Source organism: Paroceanicella profunda (genome assembly GCF_005887635.2).
GTDB lineage: Bacteria > Pseudomonadota > Alphaproteobacteria > Rhodobacterales > Rhodobacteraceae > Paroceanicella > Paroceanicella profunda.
In genome coordinates this window covers 427,927-440,745 of record NZ_CP040818.1, presented here as the reverse complement: position 1 = coordinate 440,745, position 12,819 = coordinate 427,927, and the positions used below count along the sequence as shown (strand labels likewise).

At 73.5% G+C, this 12,819-nt stretch carries 10 protein-coding genes; 7 read left to right on the top strand and 3 right to left on the bottom strand.

What is annotated here, in order from left to right:
* Position 1 precedes the first annotated feature (1 nt).
* The 6 genes from FDP22_RS01945 to FDP22_RS01920 all read left to right on the top strand — a co-directional run bounded on the left by FDP22_RS01945 (position 2) and on the right by FDP22_RS01920 (position 6,867).
* A complete protein-coding gene (locus FDP22_RS01945) occupies positions 2-373 on the top strand; it encodes a winged helix-turn-helix domain-containing protein (RefSeq protein ID WP_138576705.1) in 372 nt (123 codons plus the stop codon).
* Positions 374-493: 120 nt separating this feature from the next.
* Entirely contained in the window at positions 494-1,345 is an 852-nt protein-coding gene (gene modA, locus FDP22_RS01940) for a molybdate ABC transporter substrate-binding protein (protein ID WP_239031845.1), read from the top strand.
* A gap of 3 nt (positions 1,346-1,348) precedes the next feature.
* Positions 1,349-2,026, top strand: a complete 678-nt coding sequence (gene modB, locus FDP22_RS01935; RefSeq protein ID WP_138576707.1) for a molybdate ABC transporter permease subunit — start codon at positions 1,349-1,351, stop codon at positions 2,024-2,026.
* A 10-nt stretch (positions 2,027-2,036) separates the two neighbouring features.
* Complete coding sequence (modC, locus tag FDP22_RS01930; RefSeq protein ID WP_138576709.1) at positions 2,037-3,179, top strand: molybdenum ABC transporter ATP-binding protein; 1,143 nt, start codon at positions 2,037-2,039, stop codon at positions 3,177-3,179.
* 454 nt (positions 3,180-3,633) lie between these two features.
* Positions 3,634-4,848: an MFS transporter gene (locus FDP22_RS01925; protein WP_205910830.1), complete on the top strand. Its 1,215-nt coding sequence runs from the start codon at positions 3,634-3,636 to the stop codon at positions 4,846-4,848.
* 123 nt (positions 4,849-4,971) lie between these two features.
* Positions 4,972-6,867: an acyl-CoA synthetase gene (locus FDP22_RS01920; RefSeq protein WP_138576711.1), complete on the top strand. Its 1,896-nt coding sequence runs from the start codon at positions 4,972-4,974 to the stop codon at positions 6,865-6,867.
* A 632-nt stretch (positions 6,868-7,499) separates the two neighbouring features.
* Here FDP22_RS01920 and FDP22_RS01915 read toward each other — a convergent pair.
* Positions 7,500-8,711 carry a pyridoxal phosphate-dependent aminotransferase gene (locus FDP22_RS01915; RefSeq protein ID WP_138576713.1) on the bottom strand — a complete coding sequence of 404 codons (1,212 nt, stop codon included), beginning with the start codon at positions 8,709-8,711 and terminating at the stop codon, positions 7,500-7,502.
* An 864-nt stretch (positions 8,712-9,575) separates the two neighbouring features.
* Between FDP22_RS01915 and FDP22_RS01905 the strand changes: the two genes are divergently transcribed.
* Complete coding sequence (locus tag FDP22_RS01905) at positions 9,576-10,748, top strand: M20 aminoacylase family protein (protein ID WP_138576715.1); 1,173 nt, start codon at positions 9,576-9,578, stop codon at positions 10,746-10,748.
* A gap of 570 nt (positions 10,749-11,318) precedes the next feature.
* On the opposite strand, the gene FDP22_RS01900 is transcribed toward FDP22_RS01905, so the two are convergent.
* On the bottom strand, positions 11,319-11,783 hold the full coding sequence (locus FDP22_RS01900; protein WP_138576717.1) for a nuclear transport factor 2 family protein: 465 nt from the start codon (positions 11,781-11,783) through the stop codon (positions 11,319-11,321).
* Between the two features lie 543 nt (positions 11,784-12,326).
* Positions 12,327-12,779: a cyanase gene (cynS, locus tag FDP22_RS01895; protein ID WP_138576719.1), complete on the bottom strand. Its 453-nt coding sequence runs from the start codon at positions 12,777-12,779 to the stop codon at positions 12,327-12,329.
* Positions 12,780-12,819: the final 40 nt, after the last annotated feature.

Sequence of the window (12,819 nt, the reverse complement as noted above, 5' to 3'; positions counted from 1 at the left end):
GATGACACGGGAACAGAAGCGTTCGGGCATGCGCATCCGCTTCGTGTTCGGCCCCGAGGCGATGATCGGGCCGGGCAAGGCGGATCTGCTGGAGGCCATTGCCGCGACGGGGTCGATCTCCGCCGCCGGCAAGGACATGGGCATGAGCTACAAGCGGGCCTGGTCGCTGGTGGAGGCGATGAATGCCGAATATGCCTCGCCGGTGGTGGAGACCAGCCGGGGCGGGGCAAGCCGGGGCGGCGCGCAGCTCACCCCCCTGGGCGGCAAGGTGCTCGGCCTCTACCGCCGGCTGCAGGAGAAGGCGGCGGAGGCCACGCGTGACGAGGTGGCGGAGCTGAAGGCGATGCTGGGCGATATGTCCGGCGGGAAATAACGGTTGCACCCCACGCCGGGGCGTCGTTATGTTTCCCCAGCCATATCGAACATGTCCGGGACGGCCGGGGCGCGGAGGATACGCCTGGATGGCCCGGACCCGGAGATGCCGGACCCTGGCATGTCAGACCCGAAGGTGCCAGATCCGGAGAAGCCCGGCCTGAAGGTGCCAGACCTGAAGCCGCCCGACCGCAAGATGGAGCCCGTGATGCAGACCCGCTTCTCAGCCCTCGCCGCCGCCGCGCTTGTCGCGCTCGCCGCCGCCCTGCCTGCCCGCGCGGAGACCGCGCTCGTGGCCGTCGCCGCGAATTTCGCCGGGGTGGCGGAGGAGCTTTCGGAGGTGTACGGCGGCGAGAGCGGCAACACGGTGACGCTCACCATCGGCTCCACCGGCAAGCTCTTCGCGCAGATCGGCGAGGGCGCGCCTTTCAACGCGATGCTCTCCGCCGATGCGGCGACGCCGGAGAAGCTGGAGGCGGCGGGCGAGACCGTGCCCGGCCAGCGCTTCACCTACGCGGTGGGCCGGCTGGCGCTGTGGAGCCCGGACGAGACGCGCATCGGCGCGGACGGCAAGGCGGCACTCACCGATGCCGGGCTGCGGCACGTGGCGATCGCCAACCCGGATCTCGCCCCCTACGGCGCCGCCGCGAAACAGGCCCTGCAGGGCCTGGGGCTCTGGGACGGGCTGCAGGACAAGATCGTGATGGGCCAGAACATCGGCCAGACCCACTCCATGGTGGCCAGCGGCGCGGCGGAGCTGGGCTTCGTGGCGCTCTCCGCGCTGCTGGACCCGGAAAACCCCGCCGGCGGGGCGCGCTGGGAGGTGCCGCAGGACCTCTATGCCCCGATCCGGCAGGACGCGGTTCTGCTGAAGGCGGGGGAGGGGAACGCGGCCGCGGAAGGCTTCCTCGCCTTCCTGCGCAGCCCGCAGGCGCAGGACGTGATCCGCTCCTACGGCTACGCGGTCGAGTGACGCATGGACCTGCCCGACGCCGGCCCGCTGTGGCTCAGCCTGCGACTGGCCTTCATCACCACGGCGATCCTGCTGGTGGCGGGCACGGCGCTGGCCTGGTGGCTGGCGGGCACGCGCTCGCGGCTGAAGCCGCTGGTCGAGGCGGTGACGGCGCTGCCGCTGGTGCTGCCGCCCACGGTGCTGGGCTTCTACCTGCTGGTGGTGCTGAGCCCGAACGGGCCCGTGGGCCGGCTGTGGCTGGACGCCACCGGCACCACGCTCACCTTCTCCTTCGCCGGCATCGTGATCGGCTCGGTGTTCTACTCGCTGCCCTTCGCGGTGCAGCCGCTGCAGGCGACCTTCGAGACCATCGGCCGTGGCCCGATGGAGGCGGCGGCAATGCTGCGCGCCACGCCGTTCGACGCCTTCGTGAGCGTGATGTCGCCCATGGCGCTGCGCGGCTATCTCACGGCGGCGGTGCTCACCTTCGCGCATACGATCGGCGAGTTCGGCGTGGTGCTGATGGTCGGCGGCAGCATTCCCGGGCGCACGAAGGTCATCTCCATCGCCATCTATGAACATGTCGAGACCATCGACTACGCGGCCGCGCATGTGCTCTCGGCGGGGCTGCTGGTGTTCTCCTTCCTGGTGCTGGTCTTCGTCTACGCGATGAACCGGCGCTTTCCCGGGCACCGGGGCTGAGGGGGCGCGGATGCTGACCATCGACATCCGCCGCCGCTTCGCCGGCTTCCACCTGGAGGTGGCGCATGCCTTTCCGCTGGGCGGCATCACGGCGCTGTTCGGGCCCAGCGGCTGCGGCAAGAGCACGCTGCTGCGGGTGATTGCCGGGCTCGACGCCGGGGCCGAAGGCTCCGTGCGCTTCGGCGGGGAGGCCTGGCAGGAGGGCCGCCGCCGGCTGGCGCCGCACCGGCGCGGGGTGGGCTACGTGTTCCAGGAGGCAAGGCTGTTCCCGCATCTCGACGTGGCGGGGAACCTGCGCTACGCGGAGCGGCGGGCGCGCGCGGTGCCCGGCCGGGCCTTCGGCTTCGACGATGTGGTGAGCGCGCTCGACCTCGGCCCGCTGCTGGCCCGGCGCACCGGCGCGCTTTCGGGCGGCGAGCGGCAGCGGGTCTCCATCGGGCGCACCCTGCTGGCGCGGCCCCGCCTCATGCTGATGGACGAGCCGCTCGCGGCCCTCGACATGCGCCGCAAGGCCGGCATCCTGCCGCATATCGCCCGCCTGCCGGAGGTCTTCGGCGTGCCGGTGATCTATGTCACCCATGCCATCGACGAGGTGACCCAGCTCGCCGACCGCATGGTGGTGCTCTCCGACGGCCGCAAGACCGCCGAGGGGCCGGTGGACGACGTGCTCGCCCGGCTCGACCTGCCGCCGGCCACCGGGCGCTTCGAGGCCGGCGCCGTGGCGGAGGCCCGCATCCTCGGCCATGACCGGGGCTGGAACCTCACCCGGCTGGAGGTGGGCGGCCAGGTGCTGGAAATGCCCGAGGTGGACCTGCCGGAGGGCACCGTGGTGCGGCTGCGGGTGCGCGCCCGCGACGTGTCGCTGGCCACGGAACGGCCGCGGGGCGTGTCGATCCGCAACATCCTCGAGGCCACCGTGCTGGAGATCGCCGCCGAGGCGCAGACCGCCTTCGCCGAGATCCTCATCTCCGTGGGCGGCGTGCGCCTGCGTGCGCGCCTCACCCGCGCCTCGGTGGCCGACCTGGGGCTCACGCCCGGCAGCGCGGTGTTCGCCCTGATCAAGAGCGTCTCCTTCGACCGCCGCGCCCTGGTGCCGGCCGGCACGGGCGAGGCGGACGGCGAAGGCACCGGGCCCGGGACGGGCCACCCCTGAGCGGCGCGCGGGAGCGCAGGCAACGCGAACGGATGTGGGCCGGGCTTGCGGGACATGCGTCGAACCCGCGGGATGTGGGCCGCGCCCGCGCGAATGTGCGCCACACCTTCGGGACGCGCGCCGCACTTGTGGAGATGCGCCGCACTTGCGGAGATGTGCGCTGCACCCGTGGGGATGTGGACCGAACCTGCGGGGAGATGCGTCGCACCTGCGGGGATGTGCGCCGCGCCTTCGCGGATCGCACCGCCGGGGCAGGGGGAACCGGGATTGGCGCAGGCGGCAGGCAGGGGCTGCAGAGGCGTGACGCTTCGGCCGGAACCGGGCACCCGGCGCCACAAACCTCTGTACTTTCGCCCGGATCTGCGCTCCCCATGGGGCGCGGATACCCGGGCGGGGCCGGGGCCCGCCGGGCCGGTCCGCCGCCGGGCGACCAGAGGCGAGGGAGCGCCGGGAGATGCTGAAACGCCTGCCGATCGAGGCTGCGATCCTGAAACTCGCCGTCGCGGAGACGCTGCTCTACGCGGGCGTCTACTACATCTTTCCCGCCCTGCTGACCGCCTGGATCGCCGAGGAAGGCTGGTCGAAGACCGGCCTCACCGGCGCCTTCACCCTGTCGCTGGCCACGGGCGCGCTGTGCTCGCCGCTGGCCGGGCGGATGATCGACCGGGGCCACGGCCCGGCCTTCCTGGGGGGCGGGGCACTGGTCGCGGGGCTGGCGATGGCGGCGCTCACCCTGGTGAACGGGCTCACCGGGTTCTATCTCGTCTGGGTGGCGGCGGGGGCGGCGATGGGTTTCTGCCTCTACGATCCGTGCTTTGCCATCGTTACCCGGGCGCGGGGGCCGGCGGCGCGGCGGCCGATCACGCTGATCACCCTGGTGGCGGGCTTCGCCGGAACGCTCGCCTTCCCCTCGGCAACCTTCCTGGCGCAGAGCTTCGGCTGGCGCGCGGCGGTGCTGGCCTCGGCGGTGGCGCTGTGCTGCCTTGCCGCGCCGCTGGCCTGGAGCGGCGCACGCGGCATCGCCGCGTCCGGCCCCGCCGCGCCGCCGCCGGGCACGCGCGCCCCGGTGCAGGGGCCGCCGCGCCCGATGCTGAGCCGGCCGGAGTTCTGGCTGCTCGCGACCGCCTTCTCCGCGATGACGCTGGGCCATGGCATGGTGATCAACCACCTGCTGCCCATGCTCGCGGAGCGCGGCGTGCCGCTGTCCGACGCGGTTCTGGCCGCCTCGATGATCGGGCCGATGCAGGTGGCCGGGCGCCTGCTGATGATGCTCACGGAGCGGCTCACGTCGAACCGGGTGCTGGCGGCGGGCTGCTTCATGGCGCTCAGCCTCGCCTCCGCCTGCCTGCTCGCCGCGGCCCGGGCACCGGCGCTGCTGGCGCTGTTCGTGGTGCTGCAGGGCAGCGGCATCGGCGTGATGAGCATCATGAAGCCGCTGGTCACCCGCGACGTGATGGGCGAGGCCCGATTCGGCGCGGTGGTCGGGGCCCTCGCGCTGCCGGCGCTTGCCGCCGGCGCCGCGGCGCCGATCGCGGGAGCGCTGCTCTGGCGGATCGGGGGCAACGACCTGCTGATCGGCTGCGTCCTGGCGCTCAGCCTGACGGGACTGGCCTCCATCCTGCTCGCCACATGGTTGAGTGCGCCGCAACATGGCCGCGCCGTCTCCTGATCCGGCGCAGGCGCCGCCGGCGCCGGGTGCGGGAAACCGCAAACAGGTTGCATGTCAGCCACTTCGGGTTAGTCTGTGGTGCGGAGGCGGCCCGGCGAGAGGCCTGCCCCGGGGGAGGATCGCATGAGGAAGGTCTCGACCTTGGCGGAAGTCCGGGCCGTGGAGGCGGAGATGTCCGTCTCCGCCCGGTGGCGGACCCGGACCGTCTATCAGCAACTCGTCGAAACCGCATCGCGCTGGGCAGAGCGCCCGGCGCTGTCGTTCCAGCTCCGATCCGGGCGCAGGGCCCTGGCCCGCACCCTCACCTGGCGCAAGCTGCGTGACCGGGTGACCCGCGCCGCGAACCTGTTCCACAGCCTGGGCGGTGACGGCGAGGAGGTCACGGTCGCCTATCTCCTGCCCAATTGCCCGGAGGCCGCGATCACCTTCCTGGCGGGCACGACGGCGGGCACGGCGGTGCCGGTGAACCCGCTGCTCTCGCCCGAGCACATCGGCTCGATCCTGCGCGACAGCGGGGCGCGGGTGCTGGTGACCCTCGCGCCCTTCCCGCAGTCCGACGTGGCGGAGAAGGCGGCGCGGGCGGTGGCGCTGGCCCCGGGGGTGCGCACCATCCTGGAGGTCGACCTCGCGCCCTATCTCGAACTGCCCACCCGCTGGCTGCTGCCGCTGCTGCGCCCGGCGCCGGTGGACACGGGCAGCCGCGAATCCGGCCCCGAGCGGCTGGATTTCGCCACCGAGCTGGACCTGCAGTCCACCACGCTCGGCTTTGCCGAGGCGGAGGACGATGCGGTGCGCGCCATCTTCCACACCGGGGGCACGACGGGAGAGCCGAAGCTCACCCTGCACCGGCCCTCGGGCATGCTCTACAACGGCTGGTGCGGCAAGGAGCTGCTGTTCAGCGAGCAGGACGTGATCCTCTGCCCGCTGCCGCTGTTCCATGTCTTCGCGGTCTACCCCGTGCTGATGGGCGGGCTGTTCTCCGGCGCGCACATGGTGCTGCCCACGCCGCAGGGCTATCGCGGCAAGGGGGTGATGGAGAACTTCTGGCAGATCGTGGCGCGCTGGCAGGCCGATTTCCTCATCACCGTGCCCACGGCCGTCTCCGCGCTGATGCAGCAGCGGGTGGATGCGGACGTGAGCAGTCTGCGCTACGCCATCTGCGGCTCCGCGCCCTTGCCGCTGGAGCTGCTGCGCCGCTTCGAGGCGGCCTGCGGCATCCGGGTGCTGGAGGGCTACGGGATGACCGAGGCCACCTGCCTCGTCGCCTGCAACCCGGCCTTCGGCGACCGCCGCGCCGGCTCCGTGGGGCTGCCGATGCCCTACACGCAGATCAGCGTGCGCAATTTCGATGCGGAGGGCACCGAGCGCGGCCCCTGCAGGACCGACGAGGCCGGCGAGATCTGCATCCTCAGCCCCGGCGTGTCGCCCGGCTACCGCGACCCGGACCGCAACGCGCGGCTGTTCTGTGCCGATGGCGCGCTGCGCACCGGCGACCTGGGGCGCCTGGATGCGGACGGCTATCTCTGGATCACCGGCCGGGCCAAGGACATGATCATCCGCGGCGGCCACAACATCGACCCGGCGCTGATCGAGGAAGCCCTGCTCGGCCACCCCGATGTGGCCTTCGCCGGGGCGGTGGGCCAGCCGGACCGGCACTCGGGCGAGCTGCCCTGCGTCTACGTGGAACTGGTGAAGGGCGCGGATCTCGGCGCGGCCGATCTCACCGAATTCGCCCGCAACCGCATTCCGGAGCGCGCGGCGGTGCCCCGGCACGTGGAGATCCTCGACGACATGCCCAAGACCGCCGTGGGCAAGGTGTTCAAGCCGGCGCTGCGCATGCGCGCGATCACCCGGGTGCTCGACGCCGCGATGGCCGAGGCGGGGCTCGGCGCCCGGGTGCAGGGCGTGCGGGAAGACCGGCGGCTGGGGCTGGTGGCCACCGTCTCGGCCCAGGCGCATGAGCGCCGCGCCGTCTGCACGCTGCTGGGCCATTTCCCGACCGCCTTCGAGATCGTCTGACTCCCCGCCGACCCGAGGGCAACCGGCCGCCCGCGCCGGGCCCGACCGCGTGCCTGGCCGGCGCGGGCGGGTGCCGACGCACGGTCGGGCCCGGCGGGGCAGCGTTCAAGCTGCGCCCGATGCCCGGGCCTGTCCGTCCGACGTCCGGCAACGCTGTGCGGGAGACCATGCAGACTGGCCCTGTCCGGCGGATGCCCGCCGTAGGCCCGCCCGGACAATCAGGTGTCAGGCAGGCTCCGTCGAAGGCCGGGCTGGCATGCGCGCCGGAGCCGTCGCGCGCAGCCCCGTTGCGCGGCGGCGCCCTGCAGGCATCTCCTGACGTTCCGGGATGCGCGCACCCGGTCGTGCGACCGCCCGCGACGCGGCGTGGCCCGGCTGCGCGCCGGGGCAGTGGCACGCGGCTCCGGCCTGCCGGGGCAGTGAGAGGGTTCCACCCGCCGCCCGGGCGCCCGGGCCTGTCCGACATCGGCCGAGCCCGGATTTGCCACGTCTGCGGGGCCCGGGGGCGGGGCCGCATCCCCAAGGGTCCGGCCCTTGCGGGCGCAGCGTTCGAACTCCTCGGGCAGGCGCAGGGCGCAGGCGGTTCCGGGCGCTGTGAGGCGGGACCGCGAGGCGGACGGGTGCGTCGCGGCTCAGGCGCGTCCGGCGGATGCGGGTGTCGCGGTTCGCGCGGGGGTGCAGCGCCCGGCGTGGCGCAGGATGCGCCGACAGGCCTCGGCCAGGCGCGCGTCCGGCACGGTGAGGCTCAGGCGCACGAAGCCCGCCCCGCCGGCGCCGAAGGCGGTGCCGGGCATCACCGAGACATCCTCGGCCTCCATCAGCCCGGTGGCGAAGCGCGCGTCGTCCACGCCGGTGCCGCGGATGTCGAGGAACAGGAACATCCCGGCCTCGGGCCGGAGCGGTCGCAGGCCCGGGCCGGCCGAGAGGATTTCGATCGCCGCGTCGGCGCGGGCGCGGTAGCTCGCGGTCATGCGCCCGGAGATGCCCGCCGGGCTGGTCAGCGCATGGGCGGTGGCGTCGGCGATGAAGGGCTGGTTGCCGAAGAGCATGGTCTCGGCCACCGGCAGCAGCGTGTCGATCGCCTCCGCCGGCGCCGCCGCCCAGCCGCTGCGCAGCCCCGGCGCGGCGTTGGATTTCGAGATCGAGGACACGGCGATGCTGCGCGCGGCGAGGTCCGGGTTGTCGAGCGGCGAGGCGAAGGTGCCGTGGTGGATCAGCAGTTCGTAGACCTCGTCGCAGACGATCCAGAGGTCGTGCGCCCGGGCCACCGCGCCGATCGCGGCGATCTGCGCGGCGGAGAGCACGGCGCCGGTGGGGTTGTGCGGCGAGTTCAGCAGGACCACCCGGCTGCGCGGCGTGACGGCGGCGGCAAGGTCCTGCGCGTCGAGGTGGAACCCGGCCTCCGGGCGCAGCGGCACGGGCACGACCGCGGCGCCGGTGGCGCGGATCACACCCTCGTAGGTGGCGTAGTAGGGGTCGCCCACCAGCACCTCGTCGCCGGCCTCCACCAGTCCCTGCATCACCACTGACAGCGCGGTCTGCGTTCCGGGGAAGCACATGAAATTGCCCCGGGTGAAGTTGCGCCCGGTCCGCGCGGTGTATTTGGCTGCCAGCGCGTCCAGCAGCGCGGGTTCGCCCCGGCCGTCGGAGTAGCGGATGCGCCCGGCGAAAAGCGCGTCCGAGCAGGCCTGCAGCAGGCCCGGATCGGGGGCGATGTCGGGCTCGCCGATGGTGAGCTCGATCACGTCGTGCCCCTCGGCCATGCGCCGGCGCCCGGCGCGATGGACGGCCCATTTGCCCGAGCCGAGCCCCTCGAGGCGTTTCGTGATCGACGCGTAGCGCATCGCCCGCTCCCTCCTGATCCGTCCCCTGCGGCCCCGCTGCCTGGCGCGGCTCCGCGCGGGGCGGCCCCCGCCCCGCTTCCTCCCGGCTCATACACGCCCCGGACAGGGCCCGGCAAGCCGCCCCGCACCGGAGGCGGAACAGGGGCCGGAACCGGAGCAGAGCCATGCGCTGGAGCAGGGGCAGGGCCGTGAGTTGGTGCAGGGGCAGAGCCGTGAGTTGGTGCAGGGGCAGAGCCGCGCGCCGGAGCAGGGGGAGGGCGATGAGCCGGACCATCGGCACGTGCAGGAGCCGAGGCACCGGCAGGGCAGGAACAAGGGCACCGGCAGGTGCAGGTGCAGGTGCAGGTGCAGGTGCAGGTGCAGGTGCAGGTGCAGGTGCAGGTGCAGGTGCAGGTGCAGGTGCAGGTGCAGGTGCAGGTCTCCCATCCTCCCTGCCGAGCATCCCGCTTCCCGCTGTCGCCCCCCCGGTTCCGCCAGGGGCCACGCCACCGGCGTGGCCGGCGCCGAGCGGGGGCTCGATGCCCCCCGAGGCGCTTTCCCCCTCGCCCTCCTGCGCGCCGCCCGGTCTGCGCATCGGTCGGCGGGTGCCGCGGGTGCCGGTCCCCCTTTCCGGTCTCGCGTGGAGCGCAGGTCTCCCGCCGTGTCGCCCCCGGGCCGTGATGCCCGCCGGTGGTGCCCCTCGCCGTGCCCGGCCTGTGCGCCGGCGGCAGTCGCCACCGGAGGCGCGGGTGCCGCGCCTCCGGGGCGCGGCGCCGGCGTTGCGAGGCGGAGGCGGGCGCCCGTGGCTCTCCGCCGGCTCTCGCCTCTCCTCCCCCGGACAGGCTAGACTGGCCCGACTCGTCTCCCCTGCCATCCGGATCGCTCATGACCGTCTCCGCCGCCCTGCGCAACGACTTCCCCGACCTCACCGCCATCCGCCGGCGGCTGCACGCCATGCCGGAGCTGGGGCTGGAGGAAACCCGCACCTCCGCCTTCGTCGCCGGGGCGCTGGAGGAGATGGGCTACGAGGTGCACCGCGGCCTCGCGCGCACCGGCGTGGTCGCCACGCTGACGGTGGGGAGCTCCGGCCGCCGGCTCGGCCTGCGTGCGGATATCGACGCCCTGCCGATCACCGAGGAAACCGGGCTCGACTGGGCCAGCCAGACCCCGGGCATCATGCACGCCTGCGGCCATGACGGCCATACCACCATGCTGCTGGGCGCCGCGCGGCGCCTCGCCGAGCGGCGCAATTTCGACGGCACGCTCACCCTCATTTTCCAGCCGGCGGAGGAGAACCACGGCGGCGCGCGCATCATGATCGAGGAGGGGCTGTTCGAGCGCTTCCCCTGCGACGCGGTCTTCGGCCTGCACAACGACCCGGCCATGCCCTTCGGCCAGGTGGCCCTGCGCGAGGGCCCGATCATGGCCGCGGTGGATGAATGCACCATCACCGTGCAGGGCCGCGGCGGCCACGGCGCCCAGCCCGAGGACACGGCGGACCCGGTGGTGGCCGGGGCGGCCATCGTGATGGCGCTGCAGAGCATCGTCTCGCGCAACCTGCATCCGCTCAGCCCGGCGGTGGTCACGGTCGGCGCGTTCAACGGCGGGCGGGCGAGCAACGTGATCCCCGACCGGGTGGAACTGGCGCTCAGCATCCGCTCCTTCGAGCCCGAGGTGCGCGATCTGCTGGAGGCCCGCGTGCGCGACATCGCCCGGCTGCAGGCGGAAACCTACGGCTGCCGCGCCCTGGTGGATTACACCCGCGGCTATGATCCCACGGTGAACCACGCCGCGGAAACCGCCTTCGTGCGCGATCTCGCCACCCGGCTGGCCGGGCCGGAGAAGGTGGTGGAGATGGAGCGCCCGCTGATGGGCAGCGAGGATTTCGGCTACATGCTCACCGAGCGCCCGGGCGCGTATTTCTTCCTCGGAACGGCGCGCACCCCGAACGACCCCTCGCTCCACCACCCGGCCTATGATTTCAACGACGATATCCTGCCCGTGGGCGCCGCGCTCTGGACCGAGCTCGCCGAAACCTGGCTCGCCCCGCGCCGCTGAGGGCGCTATCCGCCGATCGCCGCACCGGTTGGGGGACATGGGGATAACCCGGCTATGGCGTGCGGTTCCGCCACCGGCACCATGCGAGCGCGCTCCTGGCCGGGCGTGCGGCAGCGGCCCGCCGGGCGTCGCGCAGGATGAACCGGCCGGCCTGACCCGTTCGAAACCGGTCCGCCGCGCAGACGCGGCCCCGGGGGGATGCGCCGTCGCGGCGGCCCATACCGCTTGCGCAGCGGGGTCGCCTGTGGCCCCTTCCGCACCGGTTGGGGGGGCAAGGGGATAACCCGGCTATGGCGTGCGTTTCCGCCACCGGCACCATGCGGGCGCGCTCCTGGCCGGGCGTGCGGCAGCGGCCCGCCGGGCGTCGCGCAGGATGAGCCGGTTGGCCTGACCCGTTCGAAACCGGTCCGCCGCGCAGACGCGGCCCCGGGGGGATGCGCCGTCGCGGCGGACCGTACCGCTTACGCAGCGGGGTCGCCTTTGGCCCCTTCCGCTCCGGGGGGGCGGCAAGGACGTTGCTCCGGGGCCGCGCCGGCGGGTGTCAGGGCCGCGGCACGGCGTGCGGGCCGTTCAGAGGCCGAGGTCCTCAAGCTCCGGATGCTCCGCCGGTCGCGGCCCGGCGGGCCAGCGGAACAGGCGGTCTGCCTCCGCGATCGGCTGGTCGTTGATCGAGGCGTGGCGCTCGGCCATCAGCCCCTCGGCGTCGAACAGCCAGTTCTCGTTGCCATGCGAGCGGAACCACTGCCCGGCATCGTCATGCCATTCGTAGGCGAAGCGCACGGCGATGCGGTTCCCCGCGAAGGCCCAGAGGGTCTTGATCAGCCGGTACTCGCGCTCGCGCGCCCATTTGCCGGTGAGGAAGGCGTGGATCTCGGCGCGGCCGGCGGGGAATTCCGCCCGGTTCCGCCAGCGGCTGTCGGCGGTGTAGGCGAGGACCACGCGGTCCGGGTCACGGGTGTTCCAGGCATCCTCGGCCATGCGCACCTTCTGGCGGGCGGTGGTCTCGGTGAAGGGCGGAAACGGCGGGCGGGACATGGGAAACCTCGGCTCGGGATCGGATCGATGGACGGCACGGCGCAAGCCGGGCGCATCGGGGCTGCGCACCGGCCTGCCGGACGGCGGAGGCGGCCCGCCCGGCGGGCAGGGCGGGCGCGAGGCCCGGTCCGGCCTCCCCACGGGATTGCGGCGGACAGGCCGGCCCTCGGGGACTGACGTGGGCCCCGGGCCCGGTGGGACCGGAACGCGGGGGAGGGGGTGCGGGGCGCCCCGGAGGCGGGGCGGCCCGGAGGGCAGGGCGGGCGCGACGCCCGGTCCGGCCTCCCCACGGGATTGCGGCGGACTGGCCGGCCCCGGGGACTGGAGTGGGCCCCGGGCCCGGCGGGGCCGGAGCGCGGGGGAGGGGGTGCGGGGCGCCCCGGAGGTCGGGCGGCCCGGCGGGCAGGGCGGGCGCGAGGCCCGGTCCCGCCTCACCACGGTATTGCGGCGGATTGGCCGGCCCCGGGGACTGGAGTGGGCCCCGGGCCCGGCGGGGCCGGAGCGCGGGGGAGGGGATGCGGGCCGCCCCGGAGGCCGGGCGGCTCACCAGGCGTTGTAGCCCAGGTACTTGCCGGACATCTCGATCTTCACCCGGTCGCCCTTCGGGTGTTCCACCCGGGTCACGCTCATGTCGAAGTCGATGGCGGACATGATGCCGTCGCCGAATTTCTCGTGAATCAGCGCCTTGATGGTGGGGCCGTAGACGCCCACGATCTCGTAGAGCCGGTAGATGCACGGGTCGGTGGGCACGGTCTGCGACCAGATCTTGGTGGGGCTCTCGGACAGCACCGCCGCCGCCTCCTGCGGCAGGCCCAGGGCGCGGACCATCAGCTCCGCCTTCTCCGGCGGGAAGGCGTTCATCCCCATCGCGGCGGAATGCGTCCAGACCGGCGACATGCCGATCTGCGCGGCGATCCCCTCCCAGGTGAGCCCGGCCTGCTTCTTCGCCGAGAGGATCAGCGCCGTCACGTCTTCCTTCGTCAGCTCTTGCGTCATCGTGATGTCCTTCATTGTCCTGCCCTTTGCTCGGGGTCTC